This is a genomic window from Egbenema bharatensis FJBBOT/2019 (assembly GCF_048077055.1).
Taxonomy (GTDB): domain Bacteria; phylum Cyanobacteriota; class Cyanobacteriia; order Elainellales; family Elainellaceae; genus Egbenema; species Egbenema bharatensis.
The window spans coordinates 6,342,959-6,358,569 of record NZ_CP182236.1 but is presented as its reverse complement, the minus strand read 5'-3'; the positions used below and the strand labels follow the sequence as shown (position 1 = coordinate 6,358,569).

General features: G+C 50.1%; 16 protein-coding genes and 3 pseudogenes. 16 read left to right on the top strand and 3 right to left on the bottom strand.

The features are described from left to right. Positions 1 to 84: 84 nt before the first annotated feature. Entirely contained in the window at positions 85 to 1,068 is a 984-nt protein-coding gene (locus tag ACM1PF_RS29640; protein WP_416669901.1) for a helix-turn-helix transcriptional regulator, read from the bottom strand. A gap of 460 nt (positions 1,069 to 1,528) precedes the next feature. Between ACM1PF_RS29640 and ACM1PF_RS29635 the strand changes: the two genes are divergently transcribed. The 7 genes from ACM1PF_RS29635 (at position 1,529) to ACM1PF_RS29605 (ending at position 5,669) form a co-directional block, all read left to right on the top strand. Beyond that, positions 1,529 to 1,777 carry a hypothetical protein gene (locus tag ACM1PF_RS29635; RefSeq protein WP_416669899.1) on the top strand — a complete coding sequence of 83 codons (249 nt, stop codon included), beginning with the start codon at positions 1,529 to 1,531 and terminating at the stop codon, positions 1,775 to 1,777. 148 nt (positions 1,778 to 1,925) lie between these two features. Next, positions 1,926 to 2,099, top strand: a complete 174-nt coding sequence (locus ACM1PF_RS29630) for a hypothetical protein (protein ID WP_416669898.1) — start codon at positions 1,926 to 1,928, stop codon at positions 2,097 to 2,099. A gap of 260 nt (positions 2,100 to 2,359) precedes the next feature. Beyond that, positions 2,360 to 3,118 carry a photosystem reaction center subunit H gene (locus ACM1PF_RS29625; protein WP_416669896.1) on the top strand — a complete coding sequence of 253 codons (759 nt, stop codon included), beginning with the start codon at positions 2,360 to 2,362 and terminating at the stop codon, positions 3,116 to 3,118. A gap of 59 nt (positions 3,119 to 3,177) precedes the next feature. Further along, entirely contained in the window at positions 3,178 to 3,858 is a 681-nt protein-coding gene (locus ACM1PF_RS29620) for a phosphoribosyltransferase (RefSeq protein WP_416669894.1), read from the top strand. Positions 3,859 to 3,878: 20 nt separating this feature from the next. Then, a complete protein-coding gene (locus tag ACM1PF_RS29615; RefSeq protein ID WP_416669893.1) occupies positions 3,879 to 4,583 on the top strand; it encodes a dienelactone hydrolase family protein in 705 nt (234 codons plus the stop codon). Then, entirely contained in the window at positions 4,580 to 5,224 is a 645-nt protein-coding gene (locus ACM1PF_RS29610; RefSeq protein ID WP_416669891.1) for a pentapeptide repeat-containing protein, read from the top strand. Before ACM1PF_RS29615 ends, ACM1PF_RS29610 begins: the two co-directional genes overlap by 4 nt. Before the next feature lie 97 nt (positions 5,225 to 5,321). After that, positions 5,322 to 5,669 (top strand): hypothetical protein, encoded by a 348-nt coding sequence (locus tag ACM1PF_RS29605; RefSeq protein WP_416669889.1) that lies wholly within the window; start codon positions 5,322 to 5,324, stop codon positions 5,667 to 5,669. Positions 5,670 to 5,683: 14 nt separating this feature from the next. Here the strand turns inward: ACM1PF_RS29605 and ACM1PF_RS29600 are convergent. Then, a pseudogene (locus tag ACM1PF_RS29600) lies at positions 5,684 to 6,165 on the bottom strand (adenosine-specific kinase). A 323-nt stretch (positions 6,166 to 6,488) separates the two neighbouring features. On the opposite strand from ACM1PF_RS29600, the gene hoxE reads away from it, so the two are divergent. From hoxE to pdxH, 9 genes and pseudogenes are all read left to right on the top strand, one after another. Then, positions 6,489 to 7,028, top strand: a complete 540-nt coding sequence (gene hoxE / locus ACM1PF_RS29595; RefSeq protein ID WP_416669888.1) for a bidirectional hydrogenase complex protein HoxE — start codon at positions 6,489 to 6,491, stop codon at positions 7,026 to 7,028. A gap of 184 nt (positions 7,029 to 7,212) precedes the next feature. Next, positions 7,213 to 8,876: pseudogene (locus tag ACM1PF_RS29590) on the top strand (NADH-ubiquinone oxidoreductase-F iron-sulfur binding region domain-containing protein). After that, positions 8,851 to 9,567 carry a bidirectional hydrogenase complex protein HoxU gene (gene hoxU / locus ACM1PF_RS29585; protein ID WP_416669886.1) on the top strand — a complete coding sequence of 239 codons (717 nt, stop codon included), beginning with the start codon at positions 8,851 to 8,853 and terminating at the stop codon, positions 9,565 to 9,567. The pseudogene ACM1PF_RS29590 and the gene hoxU overlap by 26 nt, the downstream one beginning before the upstream one ends. A gap of 271 nt (positions 9,568 to 9,838) precedes the next feature. Then, positions 9,839 to 10,381: an oxidoreductase gene (locus tag ACM1PF_RS29580; RefSeq protein WP_416676855.1), complete on the top strand. Its 543-nt coding sequence runs from the start codon at positions 9,839 to 9,841 to the stop codon at positions 10,379 to 10,381. Between the two features lie 66 nt (positions 10,382 to 10,447). Next, positions 10,448 to 11,898, top strand: a pseudogene (locus tag ACM1PF_RS29575) (Ni/Fe hydrogenase subunit alpha). A gap of 130 nt (positions 11,899 to 12,028) precedes the next feature. After that, complete coding sequence (locus ACM1PF_RS29570; protein ID WP_416669884.1) at positions 12,029 to 12,304, top strand: hypothetical protein; 276 nt, start codon at positions 12,029 to 12,031, stop codon at positions 12,302 to 12,304. A 53-nt stretch (positions 12,305 to 12,357) separates the two neighbouring features. Further along, entirely contained in the window at positions 12,358 to 13,626 is a 1,269-nt protein-coding gene (locus ACM1PF_RS29565; protein ID WP_416669882.1) for a hypothetical protein, read from the top strand. An 86-nt stretch (positions 13,627 to 13,712) separates the two neighbouring features. Continuing rightward, positions 13,713 to 14,225, top strand: coding sequence for a hydrogenase maturation protease (locus tag ACM1PF_RS29560; protein WP_416669881.1), 513 nt, complete (start codon positions 13,713 to 13,715; stop codon positions 14,223 to 14,225). Positions 14,226 to 14,340: 115 nt separating this feature from the next. Further along, positions 14,341 to 14,979 (top strand): pyridoxamine 5'-phosphate oxidase, encoded by a 639-nt coding sequence (pdxH, locus tag ACM1PF_RS29555; protein ID WP_416676853.1) that lies wholly within the window; start codon positions 14,341 to 14,343, stop codon positions 14,977 to 14,979. Between the two features lie 104 nt (positions 14,980 to 15,083). Here the strand turns inward: pdxH and ACM1PF_RS29550 are convergent, their stop codons facing one another. After that, positions 15,084 to 15,254 (bottom strand): hypothetical protein, encoded by a 171-nt coding sequence (locus ACM1PF_RS29550; RefSeq protein WP_416669879.1) that lies wholly within the window; start codon positions 15,252 to 15,254, stop codon positions 15,084 to 15,086. Between the last annotated feature and the right edge of the window lie 357 nt (positions 15,255 to 15,611).

Here is a 15,611-nt window from a genome sequence, read left to right as displayed (position 1 = left end):
TGCTAAGAACTATTCTCAAAAAGATACCGAGAAATTAGGCACTGTGGGGCAGGACGATCGATCCCATCCGGATCTTTTTTCGCCCTAAACGGATTTTTTATTCAAGAGATAGGCTTTCGGATTCATGCCAAACTGTTTGCGAAACGCAGCGGCAAACCGACTTTGATTGGCATAGCCTACAGCTTGAGCAACTTCCCTGACATTCATACGGCGATCGCTCAACAGTTGACGGGCGGTTTCCATCCGATGGCGATGCACATAGCCAAACACCGTTGTTCCAAAAATTTGGCGGAATCCCAGCTTCAGCTTGAAGTCATTCAGTCCTACCTGCCGTGCTAACTGCATTAAAGAGGGGGGATGGTCTGCATTCTCGGTGATAATATCCCGTGCCAGATAAATCCGATCGACATCATCTGGCTTGAGGGAGCATAAGGGTTTGCGATCGTATCTATCCCTCTGTTTAAACTGCTCCAGTCTCAGGGCAATTAATTCTAAGCACTTGCTTTCTAAATAAATTCGTCTTGTGTTTCCGGTAAAGGGACAATTCAAAATCTGATCGAGTGCCGATCGCATTGCGGGTGTGATCAAATTAATATCACTAAAAAATGATTGATGGTTTTCTTCAACGAGTTTTCTAATTTCTGGAGATACTTCCTCTAACTCTTCACCAATCAGTTGATAAAGATAACCTGGGGCGTGTAAATCAATATCCATTTTCAAGATGGCATCATTTGCATAGGTTTCATATATTCCTTCATTCTCATAATTTCCCCAGCCAATAAAGCTTTCCCCGGTTCGCTTTCCGCCACGATTTCCAGAAATATTGAAGCCAAATTCCCATTCAGTTCCAGCAGATTCCTCTTTAATGAACAGGTCATCATGGAGTTGGTATCTCAAGATAGAGAGGTTCATCCCCCGCAGTGGAATTAAGCAAATGTATCCCTGTCCAATTTGTGGTGGGACAGACTTAACAATCTCAGGGGTTTCTGAGGCATTTGCGAATGGGGTCGTAGGATTACACTGTTTCCACAACTCATCGTAGTCTGCTCTGGAAAGGGTAATTGCCATGAGTGCTTGAGGGACGATCGCAGTAAGTTTTTAGATTTAATGCCAAATATTCTCAAATATACTGCGCCATTCGTCAAGCCAGCCAGTTAAGCCACCCGTGGAAACTCTGCCACCAGCAACCAAGCGATCGCCCATCGAAAAAAGATAGATAACTTCACGCGATCGGTAACATTTTTGACTTGATTTATCGAAACGTTTGATGCTACGCTCATCAGCTATAGCGATCTTTTGGGTTGACCTGATCCGAAGGAGAGCTGGATCACCTAGAGGCGAATTCTCTAGCGGAGGTCAAGCGTGCCGTGACAAGCAAAACGCTTAACCCCCTAACCTCAGACTACGAACACTAGTCCTCGGCTAGGATGCATGATAGCATCCGATGCTCTTAGCTTGTGCTGTCTGAAACTAGGAGCTAGTCTCTAGGGTTTCTTCAAACCCTGGAACACAAGGAGATTCATTCCCTATGGCAAATAAATTCATCGGTCAGCCACCCTCCGGCGATCGACCGGTTTCTGCTGCTCGTCGTTTCGTCAAAATCCTGATCATCGGTCAGCCGGAAGATGTCGAGAACACGATCGCGCGTCTGTACCACTGTAGTTTTTGCCGCGTCGAAGATTGGTCACGCCCCTTACCCTACGTGCAGATTCAGGAAGCCACCGCCAGAGAACCCGGCGAAATCATGCGAATCTATAAGCGATCGATGACCCGCTAGCCTTAAATCCCGCTGTAGGGACATTGAATTCCGCTGTAAGGGCGTTTTGCCAATGTCCCTACGTTTGGCAATGGGGGATAAACTTCCTGATGATCCTCACAAAATCCTCATATCTTTTGCCTAGAATTCAGGATGGGAGGTGAGTCCAATGACTGATGTTGTAGCGGATAGTTGCATGATGCAGCAACCCGATATTCCGCCTAAGAAAAACAAACGATCGAAATGGTCCCCCAGCCCGAAGCCACCGCATCGATTGAGATCAGCCTCAACTCAAGTTGTCATTCGGCGGGAAGTGCTTCAGCTATGGGAGGACGCACCCTAGACCATTCATTCAAGGTAAAGGCTGAAGGTAAGAACGGAATGTTAACTCTAACGTTACCAAAGGTGGAAGCCGAACAACACAAAGCGGTGAAGGTCGCAATCAACTAGGGGGGATGAAATTTCTCCCCTGATCCTACAGCACCCATGACCTCGGGCGAGATTTGTGGTGCGACAACAGGCTGAACAGGTTCTGGACGATCGATTCGGTGGGTGTAGGATTCATTTGCCCTCAACTCTACCCCATGCGACAGGAGGTTTAAGATGCTCAACGTGGTACGACGCAGTCAAATTCAGGGTTTACTGGCGATAGATAGTCCAACGATCGCGCATCTGGGGCAACTGGAGGAGGTTTGGCTGGATGAGTCAGGAAAGGTTGCCTACTTGTCTGGCATATTTGGTTATCTCCCCCTGGAGCAGGTTTCTGGGATCAGCTATCAAGCCCTCTCCAGCTACGGACGGCTGATGGTAGATGAACCTGAGAATATCTATCATCTTGATCAACTCACAGTGCGATCGGTGATGGGAGAACCCCTGGGATGGGTCAAGGATTTTCTGTTTGATTGGCACACGGGTGAAATTGTGGCTTACATTCTGGCAGGAGAAATCGCCGAGTCCGTGGGTGAATCGGCAGTATTGTCTTCTAAAGATGTTGCCGGAATGACGGCTGAATCCCTCATCATCCAGGACGGGGCACAAGAACGACTCAAACCTGAATCTGAAGGATTACGAGACTTCTTGAGCGAAAAATCTCAACAGGTGCAACATCTGGTGCAGATGATGCGCGATCGGATTGATCATCTCCTTGCCCCAAACGATCACCCCGAAGTGGTACGGGTCAAGATTAAGGAAGTCAGTGATGAGATGGCAACAGCGGGTCACTACGATCGCCATGCCCTACAGGAAGCAACACATTATTTACATGGGCAATGGGAGAATTTGCAGCAAAATATTAGCCGCTCCAGCCAGCGGGCCAGGTTAGCACTGGATTCTGCCTGGAAACATCTGACGGGGCAGGCATAGGCGGAGGTAATGCCATAACGCCTCTCACCAGAGAAAGGGAAAAATTGGAGGTGATTCCAATGCGCACTCACTACGCTCGATTTCAAAACCGCACCGAAGCAGGAAAACAGTTGGCCGCCCGATTCAAGCCCTATGCCGATCGCCCGGATGTTCTGGTGTTGGGGCTTCCGCGCGGTGGGGTTCCGGTTGCCTACGAAGTAGCTAAAGCACTGAATCTTCCTTTGGATATTTGTCTGGTACGAAAGCTGGGCGTTCCAGGACACAAGGAATTGGCGATGGGGGCGATCGCATCTGGCGGGGTCAGGGTATTGAACTATGACGTAGTGGGCTGGCTTGGCATTGCAGGCAAGGTGATTGATGAAGTGGCGAATCGAGAGCTACGAGAATTGCAACGGCGCGATCGAGCCTATCGGGGCGATCGGCCGCCACCAGATATCCGCGATCGAATTGTCATTTTGGTGGATGATGGCATTGCTACAGGGGCAACCATGCGGGCCGCGATCTCTGTTCTTGATGCGCAAAAACCGGCCTATCTCATTGTTGGCGTTCCGGTGGCCCCAAGCGAAACGTGCGATGCCTTGAAGTCTGAAGCGGATGAAGTGGTGTGCCTACTCACTCCCGAACCGTTCTATGCGATCGGTTTGTGGTACGAAGACTTCTCGCAAACCACAGATGAAACAGTACGCAAACTACTGGCTGACTCAACCTCAAGCAGTTACAGCCCTGCTGCTCTGGCCTAGAAAGGACACATAGAAAGGATATGAAATTATCTACTGATCCCATCCCAGAAAGTGCCGTTTTAGTTTCCGCAGATTCGGTGAAACTAGAGGGCAACCTAGCAATTCCCATGAATGCCCAGGGGGTTGTTTTGTTTGCCCACGGCAGTGGCAGCAGCCGACACAGCCTACGCAATCGCTATGTTGCCAGTGTGCTTCAGCAGGCAGGATTTGCTACATTGCTGTTGGATTTGTTAACTGTTCAGGAAGAAGCATTTGATCAGCGCACGCGGCTATTGCGGTTTGACATTAGTTTATTAGCAAAACGACTGGTGGGCGCAACGGATTGGCTATGCCAGCATCGCTTCACCCAATCCCTCAGCGTTGGTTACTTTGGGGCAAGTACTGGCAGTGCCGCAGCTCTGATTGCTGCAACCAAACGTCCGGAGCAGGTGAAGGCGATCGTCTCTCGGGGAGGGCGACCTGATCTGGTGGGTTCAGCCCTAGCCCGTGTCCAGGCGGCTACTTTGCTGATTGTGGGCGGCAATGATTTTCCGGTCATCGCCATGAATGAAGAAGCACTAGACTTGCTGGATCAGGCGGTTGAACGACGGTTAGAAATTGTTCCTGGTGCAACCCATTTATTTGAAGAAGCGGGGGCATTAGAACAGGTGGCAGAGCTTGCCAGCCAGTGGTTTAAGAGCTATTTACATCCAAGTCCCCATGACTTAGGAGTGCGCATTCAATGAATCAGAACTTTTGGGGGGGTGGGCATCTTGCTTGCCGAGTCAGTTCAGACAAATTAAGGGAGGTGGCCGATATGGATACCCATGAATTGCTCAGACGCTATGCCTTAGGGGAAAGAGACTTTAGTGGCATCTGTTTAACTGGAATGGATCTGAGGGGAACCTATTTAAGCGGAGTAGATTTTTCCCGATCGCACCTTCCAGGGGCAAACTTTACCAATGCAGTTCTGAATACTACGAATTTCAGTGAAGCAGATTTATCTGGAGCCAATTTTTCTCAAGCTAATTTGTTTGCGGCGTTCTTGAGTGGGGCCAATCTCGATCGAGCCATACTACAATTTGCCAACTTGACTGAAGCAGATTTGAGTGGCGCATCTCTGGTAAATGCTGACCTGAGCGATACCCTGCTGCATCTGACCTGCTGTGCTGAAACCAATTTGAGGGGGGCAAATCTGTCAGGGGCCAAAATGTGTGGTGCGAAGCTGTGGAGAGTCAATCTCCAGGATGCCAATTTAAGGGGGGCGGATTTGTGTGATGCCAATCTGTGTGAGGCCAATTTAAAGGGAGCCAATATGGAAGCAACGGATATCAGCGAGGTCGCACTGACAGGAGCTATTTTACCCCAGGGTGAAGTGCATGCTTAATGCCTATCCGAAAACTCACTGGAGGTTTTGGAATCCCAATACTCGGACGGGTTTTCGGGCAGATTCTTAGTTATTTGTAAGCAATAGGAGAATGATCATGGAAACCGGTACATTAGTCAGTTCGACTCAGTCCTTGCCCGCAACCATTCAACAGCGAATTCAGGAGGCTTTCCCAAACAAAGCATTTAGCGACTTGGTGATCCGTTACTACAACACGATCGAAGAAGTGGGCTACCAATACTTTGTCGAGAAAGTTTTGCCAAGCTGCATTTATTCACCCACTGTGGAATATCTTGAGCCATTTATCGCCTTCACGCTTTTGGGAGAATCCCTTGTCCTGGCTGATTCCGAAAGCATGGTGTTTTATGACACAAACAATGACGACAGTTGTACAGAAACGGGGCCGTTTTGGCTGGTGTCTCCTAAACCGCAACTTGTGCGATAACTTGTGCGATCGATCTAGAGCTTGTAGCCAATTTGCCGCAGGAATTGGTGACGAGCCTTAACATCCTCTTCCGTTTCAACCCCCTTGGGTGAAAAGCCGTCAACTACCCCTAAAATGCCTCGTCCTTGTTCCGTTTCAGCAATGAGAACCTCCACCGGATTTGCTGTGGCGCAATAGATATGGCACACTTCTGGGCATTGCTTGACGGCATTCAGCACATTAATCGGATAAGCCTCCTGCATCACGATGATAAAACTGTGTCCTGCTGCGATCGTTTTTGCATTGTGAGTTGCAACGGTTTGTAGATTTTGATCATTTCCTGTTACCCGAATTAAACAGGGCCCTGAAGCTTCACAAAACGCAATCCCAAATTTGGCTGGGGTGAAATGCCTTTCATAATTTCGTAAAGATCTTCTACGGTTTTAATGAAGTGGGACTGTCCCAAAATCACATTACTCCCTTCGGGCATTTGAATAGGAATGGATTGAAATTTCATTCCGACCTCCGGCAAAACAGTGCCGTTAAACTGCAATGTTCAAAACCAACGATGAAGCGATGAGTGCAGATGACTTTGTCCGATGACTTTGTCTATGATTATATGCTTTTAGCAAGATTATATGCCTTTAGCGATGGATCTGCCTGGCTCACAATTTCCTCAACTTTGTTCAGTACATTGAAGCTAGAGCCGATACAACCTGATCAAAATTAGCTGATCAAAATCAGACCTCTCTGGAAGAATTTTTAGTTTCCAGGAGCGTTGGAAGTTTCTATTTAAAAAATCAGTCAGCCGATCTGCGATTACGGCAGAGGTGAAACGATATGCACCCGATCGTCAATCATCGCCCGAACCATCTCCGAAACGCGCCTCCGTATTCCAGGGGTGACCAGCGTTTTCGGCTGCTGGAAGCTACCCTGAAACGCCATCAGTATCAACAGGATGCGCTGATTGAAATTTTGCATACTGCCCAGGCTCTATTTGGCTACCTGAAGGATGACGTATTACTTTACATTGCCCATCAATTAAAACTTCCCCTGAGTCATGTTTATGGAGTTGCAACGTTCTATCATTTCTTCACGCTGCATCCTCAAGGTGTACATACTTGTGTTGTTTGCATGGGCACAGCCTGTTACGTCAAAGGAGCAGCAGCATTATTAGAAACGGTGGAACAACAGGTAAACATTCATCCAGAGCAAACAACGGCTGACGGACAACTGACTTTGCAAACGGCTCGCTGTCTGGGAGCTTGTGGTATTGCCCCAGCGATCGTTTTGGATGATGTGGTGGAGGGGTATCAAACGGTAGAGGGTGTGAGGAGAAAGGTGGAAGAGTGGTTGGGGGAAGTAGGGCGTAGGGAGTGAGGAGTGAGGAGTGAGGAGTGGGGAGTGGGGAGTAGGGAGGAGTGAGTGAGTGGGGAGTGAGGAGTGGGGAGTGGGGAGTAGGGAGGAGTGAGTGAGTAGGGAGTGAGGAGTGGGGAGTGGGGAGTAGGGAGGAGTGAGGAGTGGGGAGTAGGAGTGAGTGGGGAAGGGGAGGAGGGAGTGGGTTATGGACTGGGTGGAATTGGTGGAAATTGGCGATCGGTATCGGCGGGAGCAAAAGCCGATTCAGATTGGTTGTTGTCAGGCGGCTGGGTGTCTGGCGGTGAATTCGCTGGCGGTGCATCAAGGGCTGGAGGCAGCCGTGGATCAGGCAAAGGTGGGCGATCGGGTTCAGGTGCAGCGGGTGGGCTGTTTGGGTTGCTGTGGACAAGGGCCGATGGTTCGGGTTTGGCCGGACGGTGGGTTGTATCAGGGGGTGGCTCCGGGTGATGCGCCAGCGATCATTGCTGAAGTGGTTCAACAAAGCCCGTTGTCGGAGCATCAGGGGGTATCGGCTCGTCCTGCCAACCTGAATCATCCCTTCTTTACTCGGCAGCTCTGCATTGTCCGGGAAAATAGCGGCCGGATTGATCCGGAACGGATCGAGGCTTACATTGCGGTGGGCGGGTATCAGGCTCTTTACACTGCACTGCATGAAATGACTCCCGCTGATATTGTGGATGCCATCACTCGTAGCGGCTTGCGGGGTAGGGGCGGGGCGGGCTATCCCACCGGGTTAAAGTGGGCTACGGTGGCGAAGGCGGCTTTTCCCAGTCCAGGCAGTGGGCGATCGCAGAAGTTTGTGATCTGCAATGCCGATGAGGGCGACCTGGGTGCATTCATGGATCGGAGTGTGATGGAGAGTGATCCCCATCGTGTGTTGGAGGGAATGGCGATCGCAGCCTATGCGGTGGGAGCGAATCAGGGATACATCTACGTGCGGGCAGAATATCCCCTGGCTATTGCTCGCTTGCAAACGGCGATCGAACAAGCCCGACGGTTGGGGTTGCTGGGAGGGCAAATTTTTGGTTCTCCGTTTGACTTTCGAGTGGATCTGCGGGTGGGGGCAGGAGCTTATGTCTGTGGTGAAGAAACAGCTCTGATGGCCTCAATTCAGGGGCAGCGTGGGTTGCCCCGTCCTCGCCCGCCCTATCCCGCAGAGGCAGGACTATGGGGTGCGCCAACGCTCATTAACAACGTTGAAACCTTGGCCAACGTGCCTGCGATTCTGCGGAATGGGGCTGACTGGTTTGCCAGCATCGGTACGGAAAACAGTAAGGGCACCAAAGTCTTTTCGCTAACCGGACACATTCGCTATACCGGACTGCTGGAAGTGCCCATGGGGACGACCCTGCGGCAGATTGTCGAAGAAATGGGCGGTGGATCACCCACGGGATCAGTCAAAGCGGTGCAGACGGGGGGCCATTGGGGGGGTGCATTCCTGCGGATCATCTAGATACGCCCGTCGATTATGATTCGCTGGTGGAGCTAGGTTCCATGATGGGATCCGGCGGCATGATTGTCATGGATCGGAGTACCAACATGGTGGATGTGGCTCGGTTCTTTATGGAATTTTGCATGGAGGAATCCTGCGGCAAATGCATTCCCTGTCGGGTAGGAACGGTGCAGATGTATCAATTGCTCACCCGAATTTGTCAGGGGCAGGCCAAATCAGCAGATCTGGAATTACTGGAAGAATTGTGTGACATGGTGAAGCACACCAGCCTGTGTGGGTTGGGACAGTCTGCACCGAATCCCGTCATTAGCACGTTGCGATACTTTCGAGAGGAATACCTGAATCTGATTCAGCTTGGAGAAACACCTGATGGCAGTCAAAACGCTCACCATTAATCATCAGCTTGTCAGTGCCCGCGAGGAAGACACCATTTTGGATGCAGCCCGCGAGGCAGGGATTGCTATTCCAACTCTCTGCTATTTGGAGGGGATATCTGAGGTGGGGGCATGTCGGCTGTGTCTGGTCGAAATTGCTGGCAGTCATAAACTCCAACCTGCTTGCGTCACAAAAGTGATGGAAGGCATGGAGGTGGCGACCCACACCGATCGGCTGCATCGGTATCGCCGGATGATTGTGGAAATGTTATTTGCAGAAGGCAATCATATTTGTTCCGTTTGCGTTGCCAATGGTCGCTGTGAGTTGCAAAACTTAGCGATCGCCCTGGGGATGGATCATGTCCGGTTACAGTATCAGTTTCCCGATCGCCCGGTGGATATTTCCCACGATCGATTTGGAGTGGATCACAATCGCTGTGTTCTGTGTACGCGCTGCGTTCGGGTGTGCGATGAACTGGAAGGGGCCCATACCTGGGATATGGCGGGTCGTGGGGCAAAGTCGCATGTGATTACTGATTTAAACCAGCCCTGGGGCAACTCCACCACCTGCACATCCTGCGGCAAGTGTGTCGAAGCCTGTCCGACTGGCGCAATCTTCCATAAAGGTTCCAGCGTGGCTGAGATGGTACACGATCGGGCCCGGATTGAGTTCATTGCCACTGCACGACAAAAGAAGCAATGGCAGTTCTAAGTTTCTCTCATGGTTTTCTCTTAGTTTTCTCTTAGTTTTCTCCCCGCTTTCGCACAATATTCCTATGGAGGTGATTGCTATGTTACGTCATTGGATGCCTGAAGCCTATTTTTGGATTCTGCTATGGCTCATTATGGCGATCGTTTTACTGGTAACGGCCAACGCCTTAGCCCCTCCAACGATGGTGGCTATGCTTTAAACCATTCGTCTGGATGCGGCGAGAGTCTCTCCTCGATCCAAAATCGTAAATCCAACATCTCAAATTAAAATGATGGCTCGTGTGAAATTAGCGACAGTTTGGTTGGGCGGCTGCTCTGGGTGCCATATGTCCTTCCTGGATCTGGATGAATGGCTGTTCGATTTAGCCGCCCAGGTGGAGTTGGTGTACAGCCCTTTGATGGATGCCAAGGCATACCCGGAGGGGGTGGATGTAGTGCTTGTAGAGGGAGCCATTGCCAATGCCGATCACCTCAGCTTGATTCAAACCATTCGCGCCCGATCGCGCCTGCTGATTTCCTTTGGTGATTGTGCGGTAACGGGTAATGTCACCGCTTTACGGAATCCCCTGGGAACGGCCAAATCCGTCCTGGATCGCGCCTACCTGGAAGCCGCTGATCTACAAGCGCAACTGCCCACAGAACCGGGAATCGTACCGCCCTTGCTCGATCGCGTCCTGCCTGTCCATCAAGTGGTGCCAGTGGATATCTATCTGCCGGGTTGCCCTCCTGCTGCCGATCGAATCCGGGCCGTTTTAAAATCCCTCCTGGCAGGTCAAACCCCCGTCCTCAAAGGCCGACAAATTAAATTTGGTTAAGGAGAAAACCATGCCCAAACATCCCATTTCCAGATCACTTTTGTCGTGCATAAAGCTGTGAATGATATGTCTAAACGAATTGTGATCGATCCAGTCACGCGCATTGAAGGCCATGCCAAAATTACCATTCATCTGGATGATGCGGGTGAAGTGGCTGATGCCCGGTTTCATGTTACAGAATTTCGGGGGTTTGAAAAATTTTGTGAAGGGCGACCCCTCTGGGAAATGCCGGGAATTACAGCCCGGATTTGTGGCATTTGTCCCATCAGTCATTTGTTAGCCTCGGCAAAGGCGGGCGATCGAATTCTGGCGGTCACGATTCCAACCGCTGCGGTTAAATTACGTCGGTTAATGAACCTGGCCCAAATCGTCCAATCCCACGCGCTCAGCTTCTTTCATCTCAGTGCCCCAGATTTGCTACTGGGTCTGGAAAGTGATCCGCAACAGCGCAATGTATTTGGCTTAATGGCCGCAGAACCGGATCTGGCCGAGGAGGGATTCGGCTGCGGCAGTTTGGGCAGGAGGTAATTGAGTTGCTGGGAGGGCGCAAAATCCATCCCGCCTGGGCGGTTCCGGGTGGCGTGCGATCGGCGTTATCGATCACGGAACGGGATCAAATCCTTGATCGCCTGCCTGAAGCAAAAACAACAATTCGTCAAGCGTTGGAACGGTTTAAACCATTGCTGAAGGAATATGAACGGGAGGCTCAAACCTTTGGCAATTTTCCTTCTCTGTTCATGGGGTTAGTCACAGCAGAGGGGGAATGGGAACATTATGATGGATGCCTGCGATTCGTGGATAGTGCAGGGAATATTATTGCCGATCGCCTTGATCCGACTCGCTATCGGGAATATATTGGTGAAGCCGTTGAACCCTGGTCTTACCTGAAGTTTCCCTATTATCGTCCCCTGGGCTATCCCCATCAGCCGAATCAATGTCAATTGGATAACGGCATTTATCGGGTGGGTCCGCTGGCCCGGTTGAATATCTGTACCCGCATTGGCACACCGCTTGCCGATCAAGAACTTCAGGAATTCCGCGATCGAGGCAATGGTACTGTCACCTCATCCTTTTTCTACCACTATGCCCGGTTAATTGAAATTCTGGCGGCGATCGAAAAAATTGAGCAGCTCATGGAGGATGCAGATTTACAATCCACCCATCTCCGGGCCGCGGCTGGTATCAATCAGCGAGAGGGGGTGGGGGTGAGTGAGGCTCCCCGGGGAACGCTGTTTCACCATTATCAGGTGGATGAAAACGGGTTGCTGCAACAGGTGAATTTAATCATTGCGACCGGACAAAATAATCTGGCCATGAATCGAACTGTTACTCAAATTGCCCGCCACTTTATCCACGGAACAGATATTCCTGAAGGGATGCTCAACCGAGTGGAGGCAGGTATCCGCGCCTTTGACCCCTGCTTGAGTTGTTCCACCCATGCGATCGGACAAATGCCATTACAAATTCAATTAATGAATACGGATGGAGCCGTGGTCAACGAAACCTGGCGGCATTAACTTTGTGCTTCACATTTGTGCTTCACATTTGTGCTTCACATTTGTGCTTCACAAATTTCTCACATTTTTGTTCTAGCTTTAAATCAGAGGCTACCGTTAAGTCTGAATTCAGTGGCTGACGGAGGTGCTTATGAAAACTATCAAATTGCAGACCAAAGAGGGGGCATGGGTAGAAATTAATCCCAAGGCAATTTGTGTCATAGAACAAAAAGAGGGTCGGTTTCAGAAAGATTGCGAAATTAAGACGATCGATGGAGGCATCTATCGAGTTCGACCAAGTGAAGCAGATCAATTGAAGCCAGCACATACTGACGATACCCAGCTAACTGATCAACGCTTTGAGCGGGGAAGTTTAAGGGATTATCCTTACTTCAGGAACTTACCAGGTTGGAAAGATCCAACTTGACGCTCACCTTGAAGCGATCGAATATCAAACTATTTGGGTGCAGGAGGGCAATTATGACTATTGCTCATCATCATCGACATCATAAAAATCAACGTCATAAAATTCCTGATGAAAGAACCATCTTACTGGTACTGATGGGACTAGGTGTAGCTGCCAGCGGGGCCGTCGGTTGGATCAGGGTGCAACAGGTGCAAGCTGAGAACATTCAGCAAGCCCAGGCGCAACTTACTACAGTGTGTGAGTGGGACATTAATTCCCCTGCCAGCGCGATCGCTGCCTCTAACCAGGTCGATGAATCAATTGCCCAATTGCAACGTGTTCCTCGCGTTCCTGGCTTAGGCTACCAGACGGCTCAGGCACAACTCGAAAGGTTCGCGCCCTGTGCTCAGAACGTCCAAGCTACAGCAGACTTTTTTACAGCGAGGCAATTGAGCGAGGGAGCAATGGCAGTCACGGGCAGCACGGTGCATTCGGCGACAGAATGGCGCAGACTGCAAGCGAATTTGGATCAAGCGATCGCCCTGTTAAGAGGCATTCCAGAAGATGCAGATTTCCATACCGCAGCCCAACAGGAGTTACAGCTTTATCAAACGCAGCGAGGAGAAATTCATCAGCGGTTCACCTATGCCGCAGAAGCAGAAACAGCCCTGGCGATGGCTGAACAACTGCATCAATCGGCGAATCAGGTTCTGGCAGGTGCTGCGGATGATGCCGCTTTCCAGGAAGCCGAAAACCAGCTCAGGAGTGCGATTCAATGGCTAGAAACTATCCCTCCTGGCCATGCGGTTTCTGGAACCGCTCAAGCACGCCTGATCGCCTACCAGCAGCAATTAGGAGAATTGCACTATCAGCAGGCTGTCATAGAACTTCAAACCCTGGTGAATGATTTTTACTATTTCACCACGTCCCTGAATGTCATGCTGTCCTACCCCACCTATGCCGATCAGTTGAATCAATACAACGATCGCTTTTACGCCCTGATCCAAATGGCCCCAAATATTGTAGACCATCCCGCGGCCCAGTCCCTACAAACAGCCCTGAACCAGAGCAATGAAGCAATGGTCGTCTGGCGTTATTGCTACGAAGGCAATTGTTACACTTCCTGGGAAGCCAATATTTTAGATTTACGAGGCAATCTCCTGTGGATTCCGGCAACCTTTCAGTTAGGCGATCGTTACCTGGCGCAAGCCTATTCTGTGCCGTTCACAAACAATATTTGGTTACAGTCCTATGTTGAACAGGATTTAGCCCTGACCACAATTTGGGAATCTGCCAGACAAAATGCTGTGACTGCCAGGGATGCCTTTGGAGAAAACATCTGAGTCAACCAGTAGAGAATGATGTGAATCAGATTTCTCGCAGGTTGGACAGTGCCCACCCGCCGTAGTCGTGAGTCAGACAACTGTGAATGGTTCTACTGTTCAGCGATAAACCGTGTACTTCATCTCCCATTCTGGTGATTGGCTATGGCAATCCGCTGCGCAGCGATGACGGCATCGGACCGCAGATTGCTGAAACATTAGAAAGCTGGCATCTTCCCCAGGTACAGACGATCGCCGTTCACCAACTGACACCTGAACTGGCCGCCCTGTTAGTCCAGTTTGATGGGGTAATTTTTGTGGATGCCAGTCTGCACCGGAATTCGCAAACGATTCCCCAGATTTCCATTGAACCCATTCAGTTCGCATCGTTCCCGGACTCCCCTCCTAGTTCCCTGATCGGACACTTATCTGACCCTCGATCGCTCTTAACCTTAACCCAAGCCCTGTATCATCAGGTTCCCCAAGCCTGGTGGATGATGGTTCCAGGCGTGAACTTTGAAGTAGGCGATCAACTTTCAGGAATAGGCAAACAAAATGTAGACATTGCACTTCACCAACTGACTCATTTTATTCAAACCGTGAGGACAGAAGAGGCATGAATTTGGCATAATGCAGGAGGTTTTAGAAATTGTGGTGGTGCGGGCAAAACAGGAAGGCGCGCAGCACGTCAATGTTTGGTGATGAAATTTGGTGATGAAATTGGGTCAGGTCAAAATGGATGTCCATCACTTGCGAGAAGAATATACTCAATCCGAACTCAGCCGCAAACACTTACAGCAGGATCCGTTCAAGCAATTTGAGCTGTGGTTGCAGCAGGCTTGTCATGCGGAACTGCCAGAACCCAATGCGATGACCCTGGCAACGGTTTCTGCCCAAGGAGAACCATTCGTGCGGACGGTGCTGTTGAAATATTTCGATCAAGATGGATTGGTATTCTTCACCAATTATGAAAGCCGGAAAGCTCGCCAGATTGACGAAAATCCCCACGTTGCTCTCCTGTTCCCCTGGCTCACGCTCCAGCGACAGGTACAAATCACGGGTACGGCAGCTAAGATCTCGACGGCTGAATCCCTCCAGTATTTTGCCACTCGTCCCCGAGGTAGCCAACTGGGAGCCTGGTGTTCTCCCCAAAGCTCTGTCATTTCCTCCCGCCAAATGCTGCTTGTCGAATTTGAACGGATGAAGCAGCAGTTTCTTAACCGCGAGATTCCCCTACCGTCCTTTTGGGGCGGCTACCGGGTCATACCCAATCGATTTGAATTCTGGCAGGGGCGTTCTAACCGACTCCACGATCGCTTTTTGTATGCTCGTCAGGGTAACGGAGGGTGGGATATTCAAAGGCTTGCCCCTTGAGCCAGTTACTTTGGTCAAGATTTGCGATCCTGCGCCCTGAGTATCTCTTCATTGTTCCGCAAAAGGCCAAGGTTAGAAGATGATCGAGGTTCTGGTTCATCCCCCTAACTCATCGCAGCAGAACTCCGATCGTAGCTCATCCACTCATCGTGGGGCGTATACCCTTGAACATGGTTCTGGAAGTGCGTGGCAGCTTCAACGGAAAGCTCAATCTTCACATCCGATCGCGCCAACATTGATTGTTCACGTTTCCTGATTTGGCGATGGTGGTTCATCTTTTAAATACACTGAGAGGAAGTTTAGCATTACACCAACTTCCTCTCAGTGACTACTTGGTATTTGTGCCAAAGTTGCCTCCTCAAACAACTACCAGGGTTTGGTTTCGTTGCTTTGTCGCCCCATCAACATAGTCGCTTCTTCTTCAGATCCTGGTTCAGCCTAACTCTTTACTATTCGCGCTATAGGGTCAGAGTGTTGCTGCTTGTTCTATATTTTGGGAAGCTCCGATCCCACCTATATATTAACACAATTTCAGGCATTAGATGGGACGGCGATCGATCCATTTACATCAATGAAATGTTTCCTATTCGGTACTTTTTATATAGCAAGCTGTTTGCATTACGAGTTGTTTG

Excerpts from the sequence above, each read along its gene's own strand:
- ACM1PF_RS29610 (WP_416669891.1), top strand. The coding sequence starts at position 4,580 with ATGAATCAGAACTTTTGGGGGGGTGGGCATCTTGCTTGCCGAGTCAGT.
- pdxH (WP_416676853.1), top strand. The coding sequence starts at position 14,341 with ATGGATGTCCATCACTTGCGAGAAGAATATACTCAATCCGAACTCAGC.
- ACM1PF_RS29615 (WP_416669893.1), top strand. The coding sequence starts at position 3,879 with ATGAAATTATCTACTGATCCCATCCCAGAAAGTGCCGTTTTAGTTTCC.
- hoxU (WP_416669886.1), top strand. The coding sequence starts at position 8,851 with ATGGCAGTCAAAACGCTCACCATTAATCATCAGCTTGTCAGTGCCCGC.
- ACM1PF_RS29635 (WP_416669899.1), top strand. The coding sequence starts at position 1,529 with ATGGCAAATAAATTCATCGGTCAGCCACCCTCCGGCGATCGACCGGTT.
- ACM1PF_RS29560 (WP_416669881.1), top strand. The coding sequence starts at position 13,713 with ATGGTTCTACTGTTCAGCGATAAACCGTGTACTTCATCTCCCATTCTG.
- hoxE (WP_416669888.1), top strand. The coding sequence starts at position 6,489 with ATGCACCCGATCGTCAATCATCGCCCGAACCATCTCCGAAACGCGCCT.
- ACM1PF_RS29605 (WP_416669889.1), top strand. The coding sequence starts at position 5,322 with ATGGAAACCGGTACATTAGTCAGTTCGACTCAGTCCTTGCCCGCAACC.
- ACM1PF_RS29550 (WP_416669879.1), bottom strand. The coding sequence starts at position 15,254 with ATGAACCACCATCGCCAAATCAGGAAACGTGAACAATCAATGTTGGCG.
- ACM1PF_RS29640 (WP_416669901.1), bottom strand. The coding sequence starts at position 1,068 with ATGGCAATTACCCTTTCCAGAGCAGACTACGATGAGTTGTGGAAACAG.
- ACM1PF_RS29580 (WP_416676855.1), top strand. The coding sequence starts at position 9,839 with ATGGCTCGTGTGAAATTAGCGACAGTTTGGTTGGGCGGCTGCTCTGGG.
- ACM1PF_RS29565 (WP_416669882.1), top strand. The coding sequence starts at position 12,358 with ATGACTATTGCTCATCATCATCGACATCATAAAAATCAACGTCATAAA.
- ACM1PF_RS29570 (WP_416669884.1), top strand. The coding sequence starts at position 12,029 with ATGAAAACTATCAAATTGCAGACCAAAGAGGGGGCATGGGTAGAAATT.
- ACM1PF_RS29620 (WP_416669894.1), top strand. The coding sequence starts at position 3,178 with ATGCGCACTCACTACGCTCGATTTCAAAACCGCACCGAAGCAGGAAAA.
- ACM1PF_RS29625 (WP_416669896.1), top strand. The coding sequence starts at position 2,360 with ATGCTCAACGTGGTACGACGCAGTCAAATTCAGGGTTTACTGGCGATA.
- ACM1PF_RS29630 (WP_416669898.1), top strand. The coding sequence starts at position 1,926 with ATGACTGATGTTGTAGCGGATAGTTGCATGATGCAGCAACCCGATATT.